Origin of the sequence: Sphingomonas mesophila (assembly GCF_003499275.1) — a bacterium.
Classification (GTDB): Bacteria; Pseudomonadota; Alphaproteobacteria; order Sphingomonadales; family Sphingomonadaceae; genus Sphingomicrobium; species Sphingomicrobium mesophilum.
Window position 1 is genome coordinate 2,249,498 of sequence record NZ_QWDF01000001.1, and the last position, 21,215, is coordinate 2,270,712.

At 64.2% G+C, this 21,215-nt stretch carries 22 protein-coding genes; 15 read left to right on the top strand and 7 right to left on the bottom strand.

Annotated elements, in window-relative coordinates; genetic code table 11:
• The first annotated feature begins 27 nt into the window (after positions 1-27).
• The 9 genes from moaA (at position 28) to D0Z60_RS11800 (ending at position 12,135) form a co-directional block, all read left to right on the top strand.
• A complete protein-coding gene (gene moaA / locus D0Z60_RS11280) occupies positions 28-1,038 on the top strand; it encodes a GTP 3',8-cyclase MoaA (RefSeq protein WP_275896720.1) in 1,011 nt (336 codons plus the stop codon).
• A gap of 90 nt (positions 1,039-1,128) precedes the next feature.
• A complete protein-coding gene (locus tag D0Z60_RS11285; RefSeq protein ID WP_118858325.1) occupies positions 1,129-3,861 on the top strand; it encodes a nitrate/nitrite transporter in 2,733 nt (910 codons plus the stop codon).
• Between the two features lie 12 nt (positions 3,862-3,873).
• Positions 3,874-7,671 carry a nitrate reductase subunit alpha gene (locus D0Z60_RS11290; protein WP_118858326.1) on the top strand — a complete coding sequence of 1,266 codons (3,798 nt, stop codon included), beginning with the start codon at positions 3,874-3,876 and terminating at the stop codon, positions 7,669-7,671.
• Positions 7,671-9,200 (top strand): nitrate reductase subunit beta, encoded by a 1,530-nt coding sequence (gene narH, locus D0Z60_RS11295; protein ID WP_118858327.1) that lies wholly within the window; start codon positions 7,671-7,673, stop codon positions 9,198-9,200. Before D0Z60_RS11290 ends, narH begins: the two co-directional genes overlap by 1 nt.
• Positions 9,197-9,895: a nitrate reductase molybdenum cofactor assembly chaperone gene (gene narJ / locus D0Z60_RS11300; protein WP_118858328.1), complete on the top strand. Its 699-nt coding sequence runs from the start codon at positions 9,197-9,199 to the stop codon at positions 9,893-9,895. The genes narH and narJ overlap by 4 nt, the downstream gene beginning before the upstream one ends.
• A complete protein-coding gene (gene narI, locus D0Z60_RS11305; RefSeq protein ID WP_118858329.1) occupies positions 9,892-10,686 on the top strand; it encodes a respiratory nitrate reductase subunit gamma in 795 nt (264 codons plus the stop codon). Before narJ ends, narI begins: the two co-directional genes overlap by 4 nt.
• A complete protein-coding gene (locus tag D0Z60_RS11310) occupies positions 10,683-11,591 on the top strand; it encodes a peptidylprolyl isomerase (protein WP_118858330.1) in 909 nt (302 codons plus the stop codon). The genes narI and D0Z60_RS11310 overlap by 4 nt, the downstream gene beginning before the upstream one ends.
• Positions 11,591-11,929, top strand: a complete 339-nt coding sequence (locus D0Z60_RS11315; RefSeq protein ID WP_118858331.1) for a hypothetical protein — start codon at positions 11,591-11,593, stop codon at positions 11,927-11,929. Before D0Z60_RS11310 ends, D0Z60_RS11315 begins: the two co-directional genes overlap by 1 nt.
• On the top strand, positions 11,926-12,135 hold the full coding sequence (locus D0Z60_RS11800; RefSeq protein WP_162888225.1) for a hypothetical protein: 210 nt from the start codon (positions 11,926-11,928) through the stop codon (positions 12,133-12,135). Before D0Z60_RS11315 ends, D0Z60_RS11800 begins: the two co-directional genes overlap by 4 nt.
• Here the strand turns inward: D0Z60_RS11800 and D0Z60_RS11320 are convergent.
• Positions 12,076-12,588: a hypothetical protein gene (locus tag D0Z60_RS11320; protein ID WP_118858332.1), complete on the bottom strand. Its 513-nt coding sequence runs from the start codon at positions 12,586-12,588 to the stop codon at positions 12,076-12,078. The two genes, D0Z60_RS11800 and D0Z60_RS11320, sit on opposite strands and share 60 nt — an antisense overlap.
• 111 nt (positions 12,589-12,699) lie before the next feature.
• Between D0Z60_RS11320 and D0Z60_RS11325 the strand changes: the two genes are divergently transcribed.
• Positions 12,700-13,440, top strand: coding sequence for a Crp/Fnr family transcriptional regulator (locus D0Z60_RS11325; RefSeq protein ID WP_162888226.1), 741 nt, complete (start codon positions 12,700-12,702; stop codon positions 13,438-13,440).
• Between the two features lie 15 nt (positions 13,441-13,455).
• Here the strand turns inward: D0Z60_RS11325 and D0Z60_RS11330 are convergent, their stop codons facing one another.
• Positions 13,456-14,682: an alginate export family protein gene (locus D0Z60_RS11330; RefSeq protein WP_118858334.1), complete on the bottom strand. Its 1,227-nt coding sequence runs from the start codon at positions 14,680-14,682 to the stop codon at positions 13,456-13,458.
• Between the two features lie 118 nt (positions 14,683-14,800).
• On the opposite strand from D0Z60_RS11330, the gene D0Z60_RS11335 reads away from it, so the two are divergent.
• Together D0Z60_RS11335 and mobA are read left to right on the top strand one after the other, a co-directional pair.
• The gene (locus D0Z60_RS11335) at positions 14,801-15,541 is read left to right on the top strand and encodes a sulfite exporter TauE/SafE family protein (protein ID WP_118858335.1); all 741 of its coding nucleotides are present in this window, start codon (positions 14,801-14,803) and stop codon (positions 15,539-15,541) included.
• Positions 15,538-16,134 carry a molybdenum cofactor guanylyltransferase gene (gene mobA / locus D0Z60_RS11340; RefSeq protein WP_118858336.1) on the top strand — a complete coding sequence of 199 codons (597 nt, stop codon included), beginning with the start codon at positions 15,538-15,540 and terminating at the stop codon, positions 16,132-16,134. Before D0Z60_RS11335 ends, mobA begins: the two co-directional genes overlap by 4 nt.
• Here mobA and D0Z60_RS11345 read toward each other — a convergent pair.
• The 5 genes from D0Z60_RS11345 to D0Z60_RS11365 are packed head-to-tail and all read right to left on the bottom strand — an operon-like array spanning position 16,116 to position 19,020.
• Positions 16,116-17,303 (bottom strand): molybdopterin molybdotransferase MoeA, encoded by a 1,188-nt coding sequence (locus D0Z60_RS11345; protein ID WP_118858337.1) that lies wholly within the window; start codon positions 17,301-17,303, stop codon positions 16,116-16,118. The genes mobA and D0Z60_RS11345 overlap by 19 nt on opposite strands.
• A complete protein-coding gene (gene moaC, locus D0Z60_RS11350) occupies positions 17,300-17,782 on the bottom strand; it encodes a cyclic pyranopterin monophosphate synthase MoaC (RefSeq protein ID WP_118858338.1) in 483 nt (160 codons plus the stop codon). Before moaC ends, D0Z60_RS11345 begins: the two co-directional genes overlap by 4 nt.
• Positions 17,779-18,315 carry a molybdenum cofactor biosynthesis protein B gene (gene moaB, locus D0Z60_RS11355; RefSeq protein WP_118858339.1) on the bottom strand — a complete coding sequence of 179 codons (537 nt, stop codon included), beginning with the start codon at positions 18,313-18,315 and terminating at the stop codon, positions 17,779-17,781. The genes moaC and moaB overlap by 4 nt, the downstream gene beginning before the upstream one ends.
• 3 nt (positions 18,316-18,318) lie before the next feature.
• Positions 18,319-18,777, bottom strand: coding sequence for a molybdenum cofactor biosynthesis protein MoaE (locus D0Z60_RS11360; RefSeq protein WP_118858340.1), 459 nt, complete (start codon positions 18,775-18,777; stop codon positions 18,319-18,321).
• A complete protein-coding gene (locus D0Z60_RS11365; protein WP_118858341.1) occupies positions 18,778-19,020 on the bottom strand; it encodes a MoaD/ThiS family protein in 243 nt (80 codons plus the stop codon).
• A 593-nt stretch (positions 19,021-19,613) separates the two neighbouring features.
• On the opposite strand from D0Z60_RS11365, the gene D0Z60_RS11805 reads away from it, so the two are divergent.
• The 3 genes from D0Z60_RS11805 to D0Z60_RS11375 all read left to right on the top strand — a co-directional run bounded on the left by D0Z60_RS11805 (position 19,614) and on the right by D0Z60_RS11375 (position 21,154).
• The gene (locus D0Z60_RS11805) at positions 19,614-19,820 is read left to right on the top strand and encodes a hypothetical protein (protein WP_162888227.1); all 207 of its coding nucleotides are present in this window, start codon (positions 19,614-19,616) and stop codon (positions 19,818-19,820) included.
• Between the two features lie 431 nt (positions 19,821-20,251).
• Positions 20,252-20,806 (top strand): PilZ domain-containing protein, encoded by a 555-nt coding sequence (locus D0Z60_RS11370; protein ID WP_162888228.1) that lies wholly within the window; start codon positions 20,252-20,254, stop codon positions 20,804-20,806.
• A 120-nt stretch (positions 20,807-20,926) separates the two neighbouring features.
• Positions 20,927-21,154, top strand: coding sequence for a hypothetical protein (locus D0Z60_RS11375; RefSeq protein ID WP_118858342.1), 228 nt, complete (start codon positions 20,927-20,929; stop codon positions 21,152-21,154).
• Positions 21,155-21,215 lie beyond the last annotated feature (61 nt).

A 21,215-nucleotide genomic window follows, 5' to 3' on the forward strand; every position in this document is an offset into this window, starting at 1 on the left:
GTATGAGGGGCTCCGCAGGCGTGGAACGTGGACAAAGCTGAAACCCGCCCCGCGAGCGGCCTGGTCGATTCCTTCGGCCGTCGAATCACCTACGCCCGCATGTCAGTCACTGACCGCTGCGACCTGCGCTGCCGTTATTGCATGGCCGAGCGCATGCAGTTCCTTCCCAGGCGCGAAATCCTGACCCTCGAGGAGCTGGCGCTGCTCGGCGACATCCTCATTGCGCGGGGGGTGCGAAAGATCCGCCTGACCGGCGGTGAGCCGCTGGTTCGCAAGGGCATGATGGAACTCGTGCGCATGCTTGGCCGGCGGCTCGGAAATGGGCTCGACGAACTCGCCTTGACCACCAATGCCACCCGCCTCGAGCGGTTCGCGTCCGAACTTCGCGACGCCGGGGTGGAGCGGGTCAACGTTAGCCTCGACAGCCGCCGCCCGGAGCGCTTCGCCCACATCACCCGCGGTGGCGACCTGGGCCAGGTCCTGCGCGGGATCGACGCCGCCCTCAAGGTCGGGCTTCAGGTCAAGATCAACATGGTCGCGCTGGCCACGATCAACGAGGACGAAATCGAGGACATGATGCGCTGGTGCGCGGCGATGGCGATTGACCTGACCCTCATCGAAACCATGCCCTTGGGTGAGGTCGAGGAGGATCGCACCGACCATTATCTTCCGCTCGATGTCGTTCGGCGGCGGATCGAGGAGTGCTTCACGCTCGTACCCTCGAGCCGTCGCAGCGGCGGGCCGGCGCGCTATTTCGACGTCACCGAGCTGCGCTCGCGGCTCGGCCTGATTACCCCGCTGACCAATAATTTCTGCGATGGCTGCAATCGCATCCGAGTCGCCGCCACCGGCTCGGTCTACGGTTGCCTCGGCCACGACCAGAAAGTCGAGTTGCGCGACGCGCTCCGCTCGAGCGGTGGCGCCGGGGCGGTCGACGAATTGCTGGACCGGCTGCTGGCCGGGAAGCCGCGGCGTCATGACTTCCGGATCGGCGGAGCGCCCGCGGTTGCCCGACACATGAGTGTCACCGGCGGGTAGCGCGAGCCAAATGATCCTGATCAATCCCTTGATCCCAAGGCGCTGCGAGAGGGGCGCTGGGTACTCATCGCAATCCGGGGAAAGATCATCATGATCAGCGAGAGCGCGCAGCCTGCGAGCGGAGCAAGCCAGGCTCTGTGGTCGAGCACCATCGCCTTTACCGTTTGCTTCGCGGTGTGGACGATCTTCTCCATCATCGGTCTTGGGGTGAAGGACGAGCTTGGCCTGAGCGAAACCGAGTTCGGCCTGCTGATCGGAACGCCAATCCTCACCGGTTCGCTCACTCGGGTCGTGCTCGGCGTGTGGGCCGACCAGTACGGCGGGCGCCGGGTCTTCGCGGCTGTGATGGTGCTCGCCGCGATTGCGACCTTCCTGACATCCTACGCCGACAGCTACGCCGAGCTGCTCATCGCCGCGCTCGGCGTCGGGATCGCCGGCGGCGCTTTCTCGGTCGGCGTGACCTATGTGTCGAAGTTCTATCCGAAGGAAAAGCAGGGCACGGCGCTCGGCATCTTCGGGGCCGGGAACGTCGGATCCGCGGTGACCAAGTTCCTCGCGCCATTCGTGATGATCGCGATGGGTTGGCAGGCGGTCGCCCAGATCTGGGCGGTCGGCCTGATTGTGACCGCAGTCCTGTTCCTGCTGTTCACCAAGGAAGACCCCGAGCAGCGCGAGCGCGCGAGCTCGGGTGTCAAGGCGCCCAGCATGCGCAGCCAGCTTGCCGTCCTCAAGAACATCCAGGTGTGGCGCTTCGCGCTCTATTACTTTTTCGTGTTCGGCGCCTTCGTCGCCCTCGCGCTGTGGCTTCCGCGCTATCTGATGGGGGTCTACGGCCTCGACGTGAAGACCGCCGGGATGCTCGCCGCATTCTACTCGGTTCCGGCCAGCCTGTTCCGCATCTACGGCGGCACCTTGTCCGACCGCTACGGCGCACGGTCGGTTCTCTACGTGACGTTCGCTGTCTCGGTCCTGACGACCTTCATGCTGTCCTATCCGCCGACCACTTATATCATCGAGGGCGTTCGCGGGCCGATCACCTTCCGGACCGAGATGGGCCTGATCCCGTTCCTGGTGACGATCTTCGTGCTCGGCTTCGTCATGAGCCTTGGCAAGGCCGCCGTGTTCAAGCACATCCCGGTCTATTACCCCAACCACGTCGGCGCGGTCGGCGGCCTGGTCGGGATGATCGGCGGGCTCGGCGGCTTTGTTCTGCCGCTCGCGTTCGGCGCGCTCAACGATATCACCGGGGTGTGGACGAGCTGCTTCGTCCTGTTGTTCGTGCTCGTCGCCGTTGCGCTCGCGTGGATGCACTTTGCAGTCCGCAGCATGGAGCGTTCGGCAATGAAGCGGGGCGAGGCCGGCCAGGTGCCCGAGCTTCCGGAAATGCAGGGGTTCGGCGAGGCCGGGATCACCACCCCACCCCGGCTTGCCGGTCCCATCGAGGAATGGCGGCCCGAGGACGCCGACTTCTGGACGCAACGCGGCCGCCCGGTTGCCCGGCGCAACCTGTGGATCTCGACCTATTGCCTGATGCTGTCGTTCGCAGTCTGGATGGTTTGGAGCGTGGTCGTCGCCAGGCTTCCCGCGATCGGTTTCGATTTTACCACGGCCCAATTGTTCTGGCTGGCCGCGCTTCCGGGTCTGTCCGGGGCGACCTTGCGCATCTTCTACGCATTCCTCGTGCCGGTCTTCGGCGGGCGCTTGTGGACTACCTTGTCGACCGCCTCGCTCCTGATCCCGGCGTTCGGCATCGGCTATGCGGTGCAGTCCCCCGAGACGCCCTATCTGATCTTCCTCGTGCTGGCCCTGCTGTGCGGGCTCGGCGGCGGAAATTTCGCGTCGTCGATGGCCAACATCAGCTATTTCTTCCCCAAGGCAGAGAAGGGCAACGCGCTGGCGATCAACGCCGGTCTAGGCAATCTCGGCGTCAGCCTGATGCAATTCCTGGTGCCGGTAGTCATCACCGTGAGCCTGTTCGGGGCGTTCGGCGGCCAGGCGCAAGTGGCCGAGGACGGCACGCGGCTGTGGATGCAGAACGCCGGCTTCCTGTGGGTGCCGCTGATTGTGATCGGCACTGTCGCCGCTTGGTTCGGAATGAACGACCTCATGAGCGCCAAGTCCTCGTTCGCCGACCAGTCTGCGATCTTCGGCCGGCTCCACACCTGGCTAATGTGCTGGCTTTATACTGGCACGTTCGGCACGTTCATCGGCATGTCGGCCGGCTTTCCATTGCTTTCCAAGCTGGTCTTTCCGGAGGTCAACGCTCTAAAATATGCCTTCGTCGGGCCACTGCTTGGCGCAGTGTCGCGGGCCGCGACAGGCTGGGTATCCGACCGCTTCGGCGGGGCGCGGGTCAGCTTCTGGGTGTTCGTCGTGCAAATTGCAGCGATCGCCGGAATGATCTGGTTTCTCGACGCGCGCAGCTTCACCGGCTTCTTCGGTATGGTGTTGCTTCTGTTCATCGCCAGCGGCGTCGGCAATGCCTCGACCTTCCAGATGGTGCCCGGGATCATGCGCCGGGAAGTGGACCGTTCGGTACCCGGTCTTCCCGACGACGAACGCCGCAAGCAGGCCGAGCGCGAGTCGGCGGCGGTCATCGGCTTCACCTCGGCCATTGCCGCCTACGGCGCCTTCTACATTCCCAAGGCCTATGGCTCGTCGATCGAACTGACCGGAACGGCCAACGCCGCCCTGTGGGGTTTTCTCGTCTTTTACCTAAGCTGCGCGGTGTTGACATGGTTTGCGTACAGCGGACCGCGCGGCATTCTCCACGACGTCGAACGCGCTCGCCCCGCGCGGTCGATGACCCCGCTTCCCGCCTAGAAGGAAAACCGGATGAGCCATTTTCTCGACCGCCTCACCTACTTCCGCCAAAGCCGGGAGAAATTTTCCGCCGGGCACGGGATCACCACCAATGAGGCGCGCGAGTGGGAAGACGCCTATCGCAAGCGCTGGGCGGCCGACAAGATTGTCCGTTCGACGCACGGAGTGAACTGCACCGGCTCCTGTTCGTGGAAAATCTACGTGAAGGGCGGCATCGTCACCTGGGAAACCCAGCAGACCGATTATCCCCGCACCCGACCCGATCTTCCCAACCATGAGCCGCGCGGCTGCCCGCGCGGGGCGAGCTACAGCTGGTACCTCTATTCCGGCACGCGCATCAAATACCCGCTGGTCCGCGCCCGGCTGGTCCGGCACTGGCGCGAGGCGCGCAAGACGATGGCTCCGGTGGCGGCCTGGAAATCGATCGTCCAGGATACGGACAAGCGCCGCGACTGGGTGTCGAAGCGCGGCCGCGGCGGCTTCGTCCGCGTCGGCTGGGACGAGGTGACCGAGATCATCGCCGCCGCCAATGCCTATACCATCAAGGAATATGGCCCGGACCGGATCGCCGGCTTCTCGCCGATCCCGGCAATGTCGATGATCTCCTATGCCGCGGGCAGCCGCTATCTGTCGCTGATCGGCGGCAATCTGCTCAGCTTCTACGACTGGTATTGCGACCTTCCGCCATCGAGCCCGCAAACCTGGGGAGAGCAGACCGACGTCCCGGAAAGCGCCGACTGGTACAACGCGGGCTTCCTCCTGGTGTGGGGCTCGAACATCCCGATGACCCGCGCGCCCGACGCTCACTTCTATTCGGAGGTTCGCTACCGCGGCGCGAAAAGCGTGGTCATCGCCCCGGATTATAACGAGGCCGCCAAATTCTCCGACCTGTGGCTGCATCCCAAACAGGGCACCGACGCCGCGCTCGCGCTAGCCCTCGGCCATGTCGTTCTTCGCGAGTTCTACGTCGATCGCCAGACCGAATATTTCACCGACTACACGCGCAAATATTCCGACTTTCCGCTGCTCGTTAAGCTCGTCGAGCGCGACGGCCGGCTGGTGCCCGATCGCTTGCTTCGCGCCGCCGACATCAAGGGCGCACTCGGCGAGAAGGCCAACCCCGACTGGAAGGCGGTGGCCTATGACGAGCTCAGCGGAAAGCTCGTCGCACCGCTCGGCTCGGCCGGCCACCGCTGGGGCGATGCCGGCAAGTGGAACCTCGAGGAGAAGGACGGCCGCGGCCGCGACGTTCGGCTGCGCACAACGCTCGCCGACGACCATGATTCGATCGAAGCGGTCGCCTTTCCCTATTTCGGCGGCGACGCCCCTCACGATTTCGTCGCGACCGACCACGAAGAGATCCTGCTTCGCAACGTTCCGATCAAGACGATCAAGCTGTCCGACGGCTCGAAGGGTGCGGTCGCCACGGTGTTCGACCTGTTCTGCGCCAATTACGGGGTCGATCGCGGCTTTGGCGGGCCCAATGTCGCCAAGGACTTCGACGAGGATTTGCCGTTCACTCCCGCCTGGGCGGAAAAAGTCACCGGCGTGCCGCGCCAGGCAATCATCCAGGTAGCGCGCGAATTCGCCGCCAATGCGGAGGTCACCAAGGGCCGCTCGATGGTCATCCTCGGCGCCGGTCTCAACCACTGGTATCACATGGACATGAGCTATCGCGGGATCATCTCGCTGCTCGTGATGTGCGGCTGCATCGGCCAGTCCGGCGGCGGCTGGTCCCATTATGTCGGCCAGGAAAAGCTTCGCCCGGCGACGGGCTGGCTGCCGCTTGCGTTCGCGCTCGACTGGACCCGCCCGGTACGCCAGATGAACGGCACCAGCTTCTTCTACGCGCACACTGACCAGTGGCGCTACGAATCGCTCAGGATGTCGGAAATCCTCTCACCGCTGGCGCCCGACGGCGACTGGTCGGGCAGCATGCTCGACTATAACGCCAAGGCCGAGCGAATGGGCTGGCTCCCGTCCGCGCCGCAGTTCGACGCCAACCCGATCGAATGGGGCAACAAGCTCCATGCCAGCGGCGACAATCCGGCCGAAGCGGTCGCCGGCGCCTTTAAATCGGGCGAGCTGAAGCCCTCGAGCCTCGATCCCGACAATCCGGTCAACTGGCCGCGCAACATGTTCTTCTGGCGCTCGAACGTGCTCGGCGCGAGCGGCAAGGGCCATGAATATTTTCTCAAGCACCTGGTCGGCTCGATGCACGGCGTAGTCGGCACGGACGAGGAAGCTGCCGGCCACGACCGGCCGCGCGACGTGGTGTGGCGTGATGAAGCGCCGGTCGGCAAGCTCGACCTGATGGTCAACATCGACTTTCGCATGTCGACGACCAGCATCTATTCCGACATCGTCCTGCCCACCGCCACCTGGTACGAAAAGCACGACCTCAACACGTCCGACATGCACCCGTTCATTCACCCGCTGTCGGCGGCGGTGGACCCGGCGTGGGAGACGCAGAGCGACTGGAATATCTTCCGCGCCATCGCGAAGAAATTCTCCGACGTCGCCCCCGAGGTGCTCGGTATCGAGCACGACCTGGTAATGTCGCCCATTCTTCACGACACGCCGGCCGAGCTTGCGCAGCCGTATGAGCCGAAGGACTGGATGAAGGGCGAATGCGATCCCGTCCCGGGCAAGACCATGCCCAATGTCGCGCTGGTCGAGCGCAACTATCCCGAGACCTACGCCCGCTTCACCGCCATGGGTCCGCTGCTCGAGAAGCTCGGCAATGGCGCCAAGGGGCTCAATTGGGATACCAAGCACGAGATCGATTTGCTCGGCGACCTCAATGGCCGCGTTCTCGACGGACCGACCGCCGGGCGTCCCAAGATCGATACCGACATCGACGCCTGCGAGACCATCCTGATGCTCGCGCCGGAAACCAACGGCGAGGTCGCGGTCAAGGCATGGGAGGCGCTCGGCAAGGCCACCGGCCGGGATCACCGCCACCTCGCCCACGGCAAGGAGGAGGAAAAGATCCGTTTCCGCGACGTGACTGCGCAACCGCGCAAGATCATCTCCTCGCCGATCTGGTCAGGACTTGAGAGCGAGCATGTCTGCTACAACGCGGGCTACACCAACGTCCACGAGCTGATCCCGTGGCGCACGCTGACCGGCCGCCAGCAACTCTACCAGGACCACCACTGGATGCGCGCGTTCGGGGAGGGCTTCGTCACCTGGCGGCCGCCGATCGACACCAAGACGGTCCGCCAGGTGCTCGGGAAGCTGCCCAACGGCAACAAGGAAATCTTGCTCAACATCCTCACGCCGCACCAGAAATGGGGCATCCATTCGACCTATACCGAGAACCTCATCATGCTCAGCCTCAACCGCGGCGGGCCGACAGTGTGGATCAGCGAGGATGACGCGAAGGCCGCGGGCATTGTCGACAATGACTGGATCGAGGTGTTCAACGTCAACGGCGCGCTCACTGCCCGTGCCATCGTCTCGCAGCGCATCATGCCCGGCTCGGCACTGATGTACCACGCGCAGGAGAAGCTGGTGAACACGGTCGGCTCGCAGATCACCGGCCAGCGCGGCGGCATCCACAACAGCGTCACCCGGATCAACATGAAGCCGACCCACATGATCGGCGGCTATGTCCAGCTCGCCTACGGCTTCAATTACTATGGGACGGTCGGCGCCAACCGCGACGAGTTCGTCGTGCTTCGCAAGATGAGCGAGGTGAACTGGTTCGACAAGGCGGCCGACGACGCGATGAACGTCGAGGGCGGGACCGCCGACTGGGGGACCGGTCCCAAGCCCAACCAAGCCGCCGGAAAGGAGGTGGCGTGATGAAGGTTCGCGCGCAGATTGCGATGGTCCTCAACCTCGACAAGTGCATCGGCTGCCACACCTGTTCGATCACCTGCAAGAACGTGTGGACCAACCGCGAGGGGGTCGAATACGTCTGGTTCAACAATGTCGAGACCAAGCCCGGCATTGGCTACCCCAAGGATTGGGAGAACCAGGAGCGTTGGAAGGGCGGCTGGGTCCGCCGCAAGAACGGCAAGATCGTCCCGCGCCAGGGTTCCAAGTGGCGCATTCTTTCCAAGATTTTCGCCAACCCGCACCTTCCCGAGATCGACGACTTCTATGAGCCGTATACGTTCGAATATGAGTGGCTGCAGTCGGCGCCCGAGCTCCAGGCCCAGCCCACCGCCCGCCCGCGCTCGCTGGTAACCGGGGAGAAGCTCAACAAGATCGAATGGAGCGGCAACTGGGAAGACATGCTCGGCGGCGAGTTCGAGAAGCGCGGCCACGACTATAATTTCGAGGGGGTCGAGAAGGAGATCTACGGCCAGTTCGAAAAGACGTTCATGATGTACCTGCCGAGGCTGTGCGAGCACTGCCTCAACCCGTCCTGCCTCGCGTCCTGCCCGTCGGGCGCGATCTACAAGCGCGCCGAGGACGGCATCGTTCTCATCGACCAGGAAAAATGCCGCGGCTGGCGGATGTGCGTGTCGGGCTGCCCGTACAAGAAAATCTACTACAACTGGGCGTCGGGCAAGTCGGAGAAATGCATCTTCTGTTATCCGCGGATCGAAACCGGACAACCGACCGTCTGCTCCGAAACCTGCGTCGGGCGAATCCGGTATCTCGGGGTCGTGCTGTATGACGCGGACAAGATCGAGGCGGCGGCGTCGGTCGAGGATCCCAAGGACCTCTACCCCGCCCAGCTCAGCGTGTTCCTCGACCCGAATGACATCGCCGTCCAGGAGGCGGCTCGCGCCGAGGGCATCACCGACCAGTGGCTCGAGGCGGCGATGCGCTCGCCGGTCTACAAGATGGCGGTCGAATGGAAGATCGCCTTCCCCCTGCACCCCGAATATCGCACTCTGCCGATGGTCTGGTACGTCCCGCCCTTGTCGCCGATCCAGTCGGCCGCAGAGGCCGGCAAGATGTCGGTCAAGGACAATATGCCCGACGTCCGCAGCCTTCGGATCCCGCTGCGCTACCTTGCCAATCTGCTGACCGCCGGTGACGAGGAGCCGATCGCCGCGGCGCTCGAGCGGATGCTGGCGATGCGCGCCTACATGCGCGCCAAGACCGTCGATGGCCGGATCGACGAAAGCATTCCCGAACGGGTTGGCCTCACCCGCGCGCGGATCGAGGAGATGTACAAGATCATGGCGCTCGCCGCCTATGAGGACCGTTACGTCATCCCCACCGCCCGGCGGGAGATGGATGAGGATGCGTTCGTGCTGCGTGGCTCGTCGGGCTTTGGCTTCCGCGAAAACACGCTTGGCTCGAGCAAGGTCAATCTGTTCGGCGGCGGCGCGAAGAAAGCGCCGCGAACCCCCGACATGGAGGTCTCGAAATGATCCGTACGCTGCGGGCGCTTGCCGTCTTGCTCGGCTACCCGTCGGCCGAGATCAAAGCCAACATCGCGGAAATCGCGGCGGAGCTCGACCGCGAAGGCGCGCTCGCCGGCGTCAAACGCGGCCGGCTGGCGGCGCTACTCGAACGGTTCGAGCGTGACGAGCTGCTCGACCTGCAGTCGGTCTACAGCGAATTGTTCGACCGCTCGCGCTCGCTCTCACTGCACCTGTTCGAGCATGTCCATGGCGACAGTCGCGAGCGAGGCCAGGCAATGATCGACCTCGGCCAGCAATATATGGAAAGCGGCTTCTTTCTCGAGGGTGGCGAGCTTCCGGACTTCGTCCCGGTCTTCCTCGAATACGCGTCGTGCCTGCCGGCGTCCGAGGCCCGCGAGATGCTCGCCCAGCCGGGGCACGTGTTCGCCGCGTTGGCCGAGCGCCTCGACAAGCGCGAGTCCGATTACGCCGGTATCTTCCACTGCCTGGTCGCGCTTGCCAGGGCCCGAATCGATCCCGATGCGCGCGCGGTCATCGACCAGAACACGCCCGCCGAAGATTCCGCCGATATCGATTCCGAATGGGAGGAGGCGCCGGTGTCGTTCAACCTCGCGGGCGCTCACGAAATGGGCGGACCGACCGGCGTGGTTGCGAAGATCAGGGCGTCGAACCGCCCGGTGAGCCAGGAGGCCACACGATGAATGCCTTTATCAACCAGCTCGCTTTTGGCTGGTATCCCTATCTCGCGGTCACCGTGCTTGTCGTTGGAAGCATCCTTCGCTTCGATGCCAACCAGTACACCTGGCGGTCGCAATCCAGCCAGTTCCTTCGCCGCCGGCAGATGGTGCTCGGGTCGAACCTTTTTCACATGGGCATCATCATTCTGTTCTTTGGCCATCTCGTCGGGCTGCTGACGCCGGTGACGGTGATCGACACGCTCGGTATCGGCCACTCCTTCAAGCAGACCGCCGCGTTGGTGGTCGGCGGAATCGCCGGCGTCGCCGCTTTCGTCGGCTGCTCGCTGCTGCTTCATCGGCGGCTGTTCGACCCGCGCATCCGCCGCAGCTCGTCGATCGGTGATATCGCGGTGCTGGTGTTGATCTGGGCCCAGCTGGTGCTCGGCATCCTCACCACCTGGTGGACGCTCGAGCATCTGGACGGCAGCGAAATGCTGCGCTTCATGAACTGGGCCAATGGGATTTTGACCCTCAACCCAGGCGCACCGCAATATATCCAGGACGTCGCCCTGGTCTACAAGCTGCACATCATCCTTGGCCTGACCTTGTTCCTGATCACGCCGTTTACGCGCCTGGTACACATCTGGAGCGCGCCGATCTGGTTCCTGATGCGGCCAGGCTACCAGATCGTGCGCTCGCGCCGGGCCAAGGGCGCCGCAACATCGGCAACCCACGGTCCCGCGGGCGGCGCTCCGAGCTATGGCGGGCCGACCGTCCTCCGGCAGATGGCCGAAAGCGGGCAGGAAGGGGCATGAGCCGCCGGCTCGACGTCATCAATGTCGAGGACCCGGCGCAGCGCGCCCGGCCCCAGATGATGAGCTCGTGCGAGACGAGCGGCTGCGGCGGCGGTCCGGAGCCGCTCATCCCGCCGCCCCCCACGTTCGGTGAAGTGCGCGTCAACGGCGTCGAGATCTTGCCCGAAGCCATAGCCGAGGAAATCCAGCACCACCCGGCGCCCGATGCCGAGACCGCCTGGATCGAGGCGGCGCGGGCGCTCGCGGTGCGCGAATTGCTGCTGCAGCAGGCGCGTAGCCGCGGGATCGTCGCCGAACCGCTGGCCGACGAAGGTGGCCGAAGCGAGGTCGAGGAGGATGCACTGGTCCGTGCCTTGCTCGAGGCGGACGTCTCCCCGGCGGAACCCTCCGACGCGGAGTGCCGGCGCTATTACGACGCCAACCTTCATCGCTTTCGCACGCCCGACTTGTTCGAGGCTGCCCACATCCTGATCGAGCCCGAGGGAAGCGATGATGGAGCGTGGGACGCGGCGCTTGCGCGCGCGCGGTCGATCGTCGCGGCGATCGGTGACGATGCCGCCGCTTTCGCCGCCGCGGCGCGGGCCAATTCGGCCTGCGCCTCCAAGTTGCAGGACGGCTCGCTCGGCCAAATCCGCCGCGGCGAGCTGGTCGCCGAAGTGCAGCAGGGGCTGGAGGCGTTGGTCGAGGGCACCACTGCCCGCGAGCCGGTGCGTTCGCGCTTTGGCTGGCATGTCCTTCGCCTGCACCGCCGGATAGCCGGCCACACCCTGCCGTTCGAGGCAGCTCGCGAGCGCATTGCCGACATGCTTGAGGCACGCAGCTGGTCGGTGGAGGCGGCGCGATACGTCGCCCGGCTGGCAGCCGAAGCGGAGGTCGAGGGAGTGCGCATCGAGGGTCTCAACTGATGCCGATGCTCGGCGACATCCTCGCCTCAGCGCGCACCGCCTCGAATTCCTTTCAAACCTGGCTCGAGCGGTCGGATCCGGCACTGGCGGCTGACGTCGCGAGATCAGCCGAGGCACGGGGGTCGACCCCCACCGGCTTCGTCCGCTCGGCGATTGCCGACTTCAACCGTTTCGCGAGCGAGGAGGATTGGGCGACGCTGACCTCAAGCCTGCGCGACACCGCCGACCCGGGGACGACATGTCTTCTGGCGATGGTGCACTGGCGCTTGACGGCGCGGAGCTGCGCGGCGCACTCACCGTTCGACACCGGACGGACCGAAGCGGAGGGCACAGCATGAGTAGCGGCAAGCGGGACGAGCCGAGCAACGTTCCTCTCAATCCCTCGCTCAAGAGCGAGAAGGAGACGGTCTACGAAACCGAGATATCCTCGCCTGCGCCCATCGATTCGACCTCGGCGCAGGAGAATGAAGGCGAGGGCTGGCCGCTAATCTGGCTGGTGGTGACCATCGTTGGCGTGGCCCTGGCGATCTACTTTCTTGCCTGAGTCGCCGGGCGCGGCGACCGCACGAAAGAATCCCACCGTGTCGACACTAAGCCCGAACCGCTCGATCGCCGCGCGGCAAGCCGAGTTCGGGTCGCCGCAGCTGCGCGCAGCCATCGTCACGCTTATGGTCTTGCAGCCCTCGTTTGCCGCCACCTCCTCCAGCGCGGCGTAAAGTCGCGCTCGTACGGGATCGTCGGCCCCCAGCGCGAAGGCGGCGAACAGCATCACGTCAAGCGCCTGCTCGTGGCGCAGGTCGATGGACCGCCGGAATGCCGCCGCGCCGTGGACGCAGCCGTCCGGGGCACCGACGGCGAGTATCCCGCCGCCACCGGCGATCAGCGCCTCGCCGAAGGTTTCCCATCTTTGTTGGCTGACCCGGGTCGCCGAGCGCACCAGCGGATAAGCGTCCGCCAGGCATTCGGCATCGAGCCTCCGGACTGTCCAATCTTCCATTCGCGCTCGTTTCAGGTCACATGGCTGATTGAACGCTAGGTCGGATCGGCTATTTCGACATTGCGCTGAATCATTCTCGCCAATCGGCGAGCCTTTGTGGGATGTCCTCCATTGCCTTACGCACCGGGCGGGAAACTAACCGAGTTGCCGGCCGGGCATCCGTGCGAAACCTGCCCGGTTCGGCCGATCACCATCTGCCGGGGCCTCGATGCGCCGACCCTGGCCGGCATGCGCTCGCTTGGTACGATGCAGCGGATGCAACCCGGACAATCGGTGTTCCACGAAGGTGACCCGGCGCAGCGCGTGTTCATGGTCACTCAGGGCGCGCTCAAGCTATACACATTGCTCGCCGATGGCCGCCGCCAGGTTACCGGCTTCATGTTCCCCGGCGACTTCCTGGGCATCAGCGTCGACGAGGAATATGCATTCACCGTGGAGGCGCTCGACAAGTCCGAACTGTGGTGGTTTTCGCGTGAGGCCTTTGAGCGGTTCCTCGCCGAGCACCCCAGGGTCGAGCGGGAGCTCTATCGGCTGGCGGCGCATGAACTCGCCGAGGCCCAGCGCCAGATAGTCCTGCTCGGACGCAAGGCTGCGCATGAGAGGCTCGCGAGCCTCTTTCACTCGCTCTTGCTGAGGGCCGAGCGGGCGAGCGGGGTAAGTCAGCAGGCCTTCGACCTGCCGATGAGCCGGATCGACATCGCCGACTATCTCGGGCTGACCAAGGAAACGGTGAGCCGGATGATCGCGCATCTGCGAAGTCGTAGACTGATCCGGCTGCAGAGCCAGAACCGGGTCGAGGTGCTGGACCGCGGCGGCCTCGAAGCAGTCGCGCAGGGTGATGGCGACGCCTAGCCTCGCCACCACGGCTCAATAGGCCCACTCCGCCTGGAGCCACAGTTTGCGAGTATCTGATCCAAAGTCACGCGCATCGTAGTTCGCGAACTTTAGCAGCATGCCAAGCTTGCCACGCTTAAAGCCGATCGAAGCGTCCCATTCGGTGCCATATTCCATATCGCCGCGCGCTGAGTCGAACTGGTGGAAGACGATCTGCGCATCAAGGCCGGGCAGCGCGGGCACGCTGGCGAATGTCTTGCCCACCGAGACATAGGCGTCTTGCAACCCGGCTGGTGGAGTGGAAAGGAACAGATCCGCCCAGCCGTTGAACTTGTGCAGCGTCGCCATTGGCGTCTGCACGGCTCGGCCGTTGTCACTACCAAGCTTCTCCCAGCCGGCCGCAAGCGCAAAGCCGGCGAGCTTGGTCGACCCTTCGAACGCCCAATAATCGGCGGCGTAGTCGAACGGATTGTCGGCATGGTCCGATTGACGGGCATAGCTTGCGCGTAGCGCGAGCTTGTTCTTTGGGCCGAGCGGAATTGCTGAACTGCCGATCGCGCCATAAGTCTGGCTGCTGTTGGCCAGCACGGCGTCTTCGCCATAATCCAGCACGTAGGAAAAAACTCTGGCGTCGACGGGGCCGAGCTTGGCGCCGAGCCCGGCGAACAGGAAGTCGCCGCGAAACGCGGTCCGCTTGCCGGCCTCTTCGCCAAAGATCGTCCGCTGGCTGATGGCGTAGGTAAGGTCGGCCGTCACCCCGCCCGCCTTGCCCTCTGCCCGCACCGCGTCGAACGTTTGTTCGTTCTGGCGCCAGCCGACCGATCCGACCCATCGCTGGTCGTCGAGATTGATCCGCTGGCGTCCGGCGGTGAGCGCGAAGCCGGGCGTCTTATACTGGAGCTGCAGCCGGTTGAGCTCGAGGTTTCGCGGGTCCGAGATGACGGCAAATTGCGGCCGCCGCTGGTCGTCATCGGTCACGAACGGGAAGGCGTTGTAATCGTTGATTGCCGCCAGCGTCGCTTCGGCTTCGGCGAGCACCGACCAGCGCCCCGCTTTGGCCTCGGCGCCGCCGCGCAGCCGGAAGGTTACGGCTTCCGCTTCGAGCCCGCCCTGGTCGACGCTTTCCACGCGCGCTCTGGCGTCGAGGATGGGCGTGAACTTCACGCCGTCGATAGGCTCAGCGGCATGGGCCGGCGAACCGAGGAGCGCGGCTGCCGCGACGGCAAACGCCAGTGTCCCGATCGAATCCGATGGACGCATGTCACCCGCCGTCGTTGAACTTGCCACTTCCTAGGCGAGTGGCCTGCGCGCTCAATGATCTAGCGCAAAATCGCTTTGCCCGGTCGCTGCCACGCCTGCCTTCGGCTAGGTGAGGGCGATGGACGCCGCGACGATCTTGTGGATGGCGATGCTGATGGCACTGGCCGCAGCGCTTTATTCCAGCGTCGGGCATGGCGGCGCGTCGGCCTATCTGGCCATCATGGCGCTGTTCTCGGTTGCTCCCGAGACCATGCGCCCGACCGCGCTCGCGCTCAATCTCGTGGTCGCTACCTTTGCCGCGGCGAGCTTCGCTTTGGCCGGTCAGACCAACTGGCGGCTGCTGGCAGGCTTCGCGGTCGGTGCGGTCCCGGCGGCGTTTATAGGTGGCGGCGTGACGTTGGCGCCGGAATATTATCGGCCGCTGGTTGGTATCGTCTTGCTCCTCGCCGCATTCCGCCTGTTCTGGCAACCGGAGCGGCTGGCGGAGCGCCCGCTTCGCGCGCCGCGGCTGGCGATCACTCTGCCGACTGGAGCCGGTCTCGGCCTTCTGGCGGGACTGACCGGTACCGGTGGAGGCATCTTCCTCAGCCCGCTCATCATCCTGTTCGGCTGGGAGGATGCGCGCAAGACTGCGGGCGTGGCCGCGGCCTTCATCGTCCTCAACTCCGCGGCCGGGCTTCTCGGCAATCTCGCAAGCGTGGAGCGCCTTCCCCCGTCCTTGCCGTTCCTGATCGTGGCGGTGTTCGGCGGAGCGCTGCTCGGCAGCTGGCTCGGCAGCGCCCGCCTGCCTCGCCGCCGGCTGCTTCAGGCGCTGGCCGTGGTGCTGGTCATCGCCGCGGGCAAGCTGCTGCTGTCATGACCAACGCCGTCGTCGTCCTCGCCGGTGGGTCGGGCAGCCGGATCGGCGGCGGCAAGCCGCTCCGCCTGCTCGGCGGGAGGCGGCTGATCGACCGCGCACTGTCGCTCGCGGCGCTTTGGTCGCCAACCGTCGCGGTCGCCGTTCGTGACCAAGGGCAGGTCGCCCCGCTCGCCGCGCGTTGCATAGCGGACGTGGCGGACATCGAGGGCCCGCTCGCCGGACTTGCGTCGGCCCTTCGCTTCGGGACCGAACAGCGCGCGCAAACGGTCCTGACCATCCCGGCCGACATGCCCTTCCTGCCCGTCGATCTCGCCGAGCGGCTGGCCGAGGCGCTCGGCGAATTGGATTGTGCAATGGCCGCGAGCGAAGGGCGCGCCCATCCGGTTTGTGCGCTCTGGCGCACGACTGCCTCCGCAGCGCTCCCGGATTACCTCGCCACCGGCCAGCGTTCGCTGCGCGGCTTTGCACAGGCTCTCGGGGCAGTGGTCGTCGACTGGCCGGTCGAGAACGGCGATCCATTCATCAACATCAACTCGGCGGGCGATTTGGCCGCCGCGGAGAGCCTGCTAGCGAGTCAGAACGCCAGCACCTGAACGGCCTCGCCCGCCGCTTGCGCGGGCGCGTCGGGGCGCTGGCGGACCAGCAGCTCGGCTTCGGCCAGTGCGCGTTGCGCGCTGGAATCCTGGAATCCGATCAATTCGACCAAATCGCCCGCCCAGCGCGCGCGGTGGAAGGTCTCACGCCCGCCACATTGCAGAAGCGGCGCGGCGAGCAGCGCGGGCCTCCAGCGGTGTGCGTCGCCGGGGTCGCGCCCGGACAGCCCGGCGAGAAGCGGGGCGAGCAGCAGTCGCGCGGTCACCAGCGCCGACGTAGGGTTGCCCGGCAAGCCCATCATCAGCCGGTCGCCGACGCGCCCTAGCCACACCGGTTTGCCCGGCTTGATCGCTACCTTCTCGAACAGTGGCTCGAGCCCGAGCGGCGCGAACATCGCCTTGGCGAAGTCCCTTTCTCCAACCGACGCGCCGCCGGTTACGACTACAAGGTCGCCCTTGTCCACGGCGCGTCTCGCCGCCTCGGTGAGGAGATCGAGCGAGTCGCCTGCGCGTTCGCGCAAGACAGTCTCGCCGCCCCACTCAGCCACCAAGGCAGCGACTCCCAGCGCCACGCTGTCAGGAATGGAGTCCGCCCCGGCGACCGCGCATCCCGGCTCGACCAGCTCGTCGCCGGTGCTGACGATTGCGACCCTGGGCCTCGTGTGGACGATAACCGCCCCCAGGTCCGCTCCCGCAGCGGCGACGATGGCGCGCTTGTCGAGCAGGCGTCCGGCGGCGAGCATTTCCTCTCCCACTCGAAAATCGCTCGCCCGAGCGCGGATGTGGCGGGCTGGGCCGGGGTCGTCCACGATCAGCGCCGTCGCTCCGTCGCGCGTGACCATTTCCTGCATGATCACTCGGTCGGCCCCCTCGGGCACCGTCGCGCCGGTAAAAATCCGCGCGCATTGACCGGCAGAGATCACGCCGTTCCACCCGGATCCTGCAAAGGATTCAGCGATGATCGCGAGCTTCACCGGCCGATCGCTGAGGTCGGCGTCCCTTACCGCATACCCGTCCATCGCCGAGACATCGGCGCGCGGTGAGTCGATCCACGCGATGACAGGCTCGGCCAGCACGCGGCCCGCGGCAAGGTGGATAGGCACGGACAGGGTCCCTACCGGCGCGGCAATGCGGCGGATGACTGCGACCGCCTCGTCGAAGCTGATCATTCCTTCGACCGGAGCCAGTCACCCGACTTGCCGCCTGATTTCGACAGCACTTCTATGCCACCGATAACCATCGACCGGTCGATCGCTTTGAGCATATCGAACAGGGTGAGGCAGGTGATGGAGACTGCCGTCAAGGCTTCCATCTCCACGCCAGTCGCTGCCTTGGTGCGAACTTCGGCTTCGGCCCGGAAGCCCGGCAGGCTTTCGTCGATAGCGATCCGCACTTGCGCCTTGGCCAGTGGCAAGGGGTGACACAATGGGATGAGTTCGGCCGTTCGCTTCGCTGCCATTAGGCCGGCCAGTTCGGCAGTGGCAATCACCGAGCCCTTGGGCGTTGTTCCTGCGCGCACCTTGTCGAGCGTCGCAGGCAGGCACGTCAACGTGCCCACTGCGGTGGCGGTACGGACGGTCTCCTCCTTGCCGGAGACGTCGACCATGCGCGCCCGGCCGTCTTCGTCAAGATGAGTCAGCCGGCTCATGCGCACAAGTGCCTTAGGCGCGGAACCTGTCCCGCAAGCGAGCAGGGACGATAGCGGCTGTCGAGCTCGTTCGCGAGGACGAGGTCCCAGCCGTCCCGACAAGCTCCAGTCGAACCCGGCAGGCAGAAAATGAAGGTGTCGCCGATTTGACCCGCGAAAGCGCGTGACTGCAGCGTGGAAAAGCCGACGGTGCCGAAACTGGCTTGATGAAAGAGCACTGCAAAACCATCCATCTCACGCCGAAACAATGGCTTAATCGCTTCGGGCGTGACGTCGCGCGGTGCGAAACCCGTCCCGCCAGTAGTAAGGATCACGTCTGTTTCCGGATCATCAGCCCAGGCCATAACCTGGCCGCGGATCGCCTCTACGTCATCCCGGACGATGGCCTTGCCCGCGAGTTGATGTCCCGCCGCTGCGAGGCGATCGGCAAGCAAGGCTCCCGATTTGTCGGTTTGCTCGTCGCGCGTATCTGAGACCGTCAGCACCGCAATCCGCAGCGCATAGAATGGCAAGCTTTGATCGATCCCCACCATGTTTCAACGCCACCGGCGACGGTCGGCAAAATCCGCGTCAGTCGGCTCGATCCAGCTTGCGCCTGACGCGCCGACTTCGCGCTTCCAGAAGATTGCTTCGGTCTTTAGCCGGTCCATCAAGTAATCCGCTGCCTCGAACGCCGCGCGCCGGTGCGCCGATGCAGCGCCCGCAAACACGATTGGTTCGCCAGCCAAAATGGTGCCGCAACGGTGGACGACGTGAACAACACCCACATCGAAGCGGTCGGCAGCTGCCGAAGCGATCATCTCGAGCGACTGTTGGGTCAATCGCGGATGGTGCTCAAGCACCAAATGATCAACAACTGCCCCTGTGCTCGTAACCGGTCGTGCCAATCCGACGAAATTGACGATGGCCCCGGCGTTATTCGCATTGCGGGTGAGATCCTCCAATTCGGCGGCGGGGTTAAAGGGCGCTTCAGCGAGGCGGGCGACGATCGCCATTCAACCACCAGAAACGGGCGCAAGGAATTCGACTTCGTCCCTCGGCCCCAACTTGTGATCGTCCGCGACAAAGGTCTCGCCAACCAGCGCTTTCACGCGGCTGTCCTGGAGGTCTTCCGCAATGACCGGGTAGATAGCGACCAGGTGGCGCCGCAGGCCTGCGACACTGCACGGCGTTTCGATAGAAACGTCGAGATGTCGCCCGATCGCGTCGGCCAGCTTGCCATAGAAGAACACTTTCATGGTCGATGTCCAACGATCGCTTAGACGAAGAGGTTCTTTGTCGTTCCCCGGTACCGGGTCAAGCCGGAGTTGATCCCAACGGGATTGTTGGGACGGCTTCTCGATCCGGTGCTATTTCAAGTTCAGTGAGACAATTTGACTCAAATCAATGACCGGCGGCGGATATAAAGCTTGGCGTCTAGGGCCGCATTCTAATGCTGTGTTTGGAAGAAATTGTGGGGCTCTGGCGCGGCGGGAACGAATGCCGGAGTGGCCTTAGCGGTTACTGCTGAGTTCGGGAGACTGTTCGGAACGGTTGCGGATAGCAGGTGGGAACGGTCGAACCTGCCGCGCGGGTTAAGGTATAGGATCTCCGCTTCCACTATTTCACTGGACGTTGGTGCATGAAAAAACCTCCGCACGCGAACACGCACGGGGCACTGCGGATACGCGGCACACGAGCTTGAAACGAACCCCCGAAGCCGCACGATTCGTCGGCCGAGCCACGGTTGTTAACGAGGTTCTGGGACGCGGAAAGTAAATTGAGGGCCCAATGACGTCTAACGAACGCCTGATGCCCACTGGCAACAGGGACGGCTGTGGCGCGCAGAAATGTGAGCGCAGGCGCCAAAGGAATTTTGCGCCTCTTCAGTCTCATCGACTATCGGCGGCCCGCTATCCTGGCCCTCGGCGCTGACATCGCAGTCGACCCCGCCGATCGAGAGTCAGCTTTGGGTGGAAAGCTGACTCTAGCCGCATCACGCGGAGCCAGCCTTATCCTGCTCAATGGATTTGAGCAGACGCTGAAGATCGGCATTTGAGTCGCCTACGGGTACAAATCCTTCCTGAAGAACAAAGGCCGACCTGATCCTGTGAGACGGCGCCGCCCAATTTTTCGCATTCACCCTTGGTCAGGGCGATAGTTTCATTTCTACCTTCTTTAGGCGCCGAGGATGTCTGCTTTGGCCAGTCGCATGATGGTAGGGTCGCGATAATCAAAACGCCCAGGGTCAGAAGCCGCATAAGACACCTCCGCGCAGTCAAGGCGCTTTTATCCTATTTCCTCATCTTCGCGAAGCCGAGAACATGTTTACGTAAAGGCGAGGAGTGAGACTAACGGGTTCTCCCACAGATCTAGTGTCAGCTTTGGGTGGGCGCGGACTCAAGCCGGCATTAGCGAAATGGTTGAAGCCCGCATTGCGATTGTCGCTGTCTGACTAACCTCTCGGCAAGTTATGGAACGTACGCTTCAATGACCGAGGCCCTTGCGCCTTGGCTAGGTGAGGCGCAACTTATGTCAGACGTGCTACTGTATGAGCGGGCTTCAGCTTCGTTCGCGGCGGCGCTGGCAAAGCGCGGGCATCATATCGTTTACCGTACGAACGAGCTTAACCGCTGCCCGGGGTGCGGCCGTTCCAATTGGTATGTTGGACGGGTCAGCGCGGAGTGCGGCTTTTGCGGGACCGCTGTTCCATTGGCCGAGGCGTCTCGAAGTGATGGATCGGCAGCGACCCGCTCAAATTCCTCGTTTTCCCAAGACCAGCGGCGACACAAGAGACTTCCCGGCAACGGCCGCAAGCTGAAGCTCCTGGTCGACGGTTCGCCGGACAGCTTCGCAGTTCACAACATCTCCGAAGGCGGGCTGATGGGAGAGCACGAGGGTGAACTCCTCGCGGGAACCGAAGTCCAGGTCCGTTTCGACGGCGGGGTTTTAGTCCCGGCCGTAGTAAGCTGGGTTGATGACGGACTTGTTGGCTTGGCGTTTATTGATCCGGTCGCGCTCGATCGCAGCAAGACGCCCCACTGACCTAGGCGGAGCTCCGCTCCGGATCATAGCCAGCGACTTCGGTTGATCCATCTTCCGGCCAGCAACTTGCCCCGAAAAATCAATCGTTTGGACGCTATAGTAAGACTTCGTTAATCATTTATGCTGACTTTCATCGACGGCAACCGCGGACATCCGCAGGAAGGTGGCCCGGTGATGTACTACAGGCTTTATCTACTGACCGACAAAGCTCACATCGCGAGCTTTGAAGAGTTCGACGCCTCGGACGATGATGACGCGATCCGCAGAGCCGACGCCTACACGAGCCCTCGGAAAGAGCTTTGGTGTGAACGCCGGAGAGTGAAGCAATGGATGCTTCAGACGAAATAGTAAGCCGTGTGCTTGAGATACGATCCCCGGGGCCCTGAGTGTGATCCCTGAGGCCTTTCTC

Excerpts from the sequence above, each read along its gene's own strand:
- D0Z60_RS11345 (WP_118858337.1), bottom strand. The coding sequence starts at position 17,303 with ATGATCAGCTTCGACGAGGCGGTCGCAGTCATCCGCCGCATTGCCGCG.
- D0Z60_RS11800 (WP_162888225.1), top strand. The coding sequence starts at position 11,926 with ATGAGTAGCGGCAAGCGGGACGAGCCGAGCAACGTTCCTCTCAATCCC.
- D0Z60_RS11320 (WP_118858332.1), bottom strand. The coding sequence starts at position 12,588 with ATGGAAGATTGGACAGTCCGGAGGCTCGATGCCGAATGCCTGGCGGAC.
- D0Z60_RS11365 (WP_118858341.1), bottom strand. The coding sequence starts at position 19,020 with ATGAAAGTGTTCTTCTATGGCAAGCTGGCCGACGCGATCGGGCGACAT.
- D0Z60_RS11335 (WP_118858335.1), top strand. The coding sequence starts at position 14,801 with ATGGACGCCGCGACGATCTTGTGGATGGCGATGCTGATGGCACTGGCC.
- D0Z60_RS11310 (WP_118858330.1), top strand. The coding sequence starts at position 10,683 with ATGAGCCGCCGGCTCGACGTCATCAATGTCGAGGACCCGGCGCAGCGC.
- D0Z60_RS11370 (WP_162888228.1), top strand. The coding sequence starts at position 20,252 with ATGACCGAGGCCCTTGCGCCTTGGCTAGGTGAGGCGCAACTTATGTCA.
- D0Z60_RS11315 (WP_118858331.1), top strand. The coding sequence starts at position 11,591 with ATGCCGATGCTCGGCGACATCCTCGCCTCAGCGCGCACCGCCTCGAAT.
- D0Z60_RS11375 (WP_118858342.1), top strand. The coding sequence starts at position 20,927 with ATGCTGACTTTCATCGACGGCAACCGCGGACATCCGCAGGAAGGTGGC.
- D0Z60_RS11285 (WP_118858325.1), top strand. The coding sequence starts at position 1,129 with ATGATCAGCGAGAGCGCGCAGCCTGCGAGCGGAGCAAGCCAGGCTCTG.
- D0Z60_RS11330 (WP_118858334.1), bottom strand. The coding sequence starts at position 14,682 with ATGCGTCCATCGGATTCGATCGGGACACTGGCGTTTGCCGTCGCGGCA.
- moaC (WP_118858338.1), bottom strand. The coding sequence starts at position 17,782 with ATGAGCCGGCTGACTCATCTTGACGAAGACGGCCGGGCGCGCATGGTC.
- D0Z60_RS11290 (WP_118858326.1), top strand. The coding sequence starts at position 3,874 with ATGAGCCATTTTCTCGACCGCCTCACCTACTTCCGCCAAAGCCGGGAG.
- mobA (WP_118858336.1), top strand. The coding sequence starts at position 15,538 with ATGACCAACGCCGTCGTCGTCCTCGCCGGTGGGTCGGGCAGCCGGATC.
- narH (WP_118858327.1), top strand. The coding sequence starts at position 7,671 with ATGAAGGTTCGCGCGCAGATTGCGATGGTCCTCAACCTCGACAAGTGC.
- narJ (WP_118858328.1), top strand. The coding sequence starts at position 9,197 with ATGATCCGTACGCTGCGGGCGCTTGCCGTCTTGCTCGGCTACCCGTCG.
- D0Z60_RS11360 (WP_118858340.1), bottom strand. The coding sequence starts at position 18,777 with ATGGCGATCGTCGCCCGCCTCGCTGAAGCGCCCTTTAACCCCGCCGCC.
- narI (WP_118858329.1), top strand. The coding sequence starts at position 9,892 with ATGAATGCCTTTATCAACCAGCTCGCTTTTGGCTGGTATCCCTATCTC.
- moaB (WP_118858339.1), bottom strand. The coding sequence starts at position 18,315 with ATGGTGGGGATCGATCAAAGCTTGCCATTCTATGCGCTGCGGATTGCG.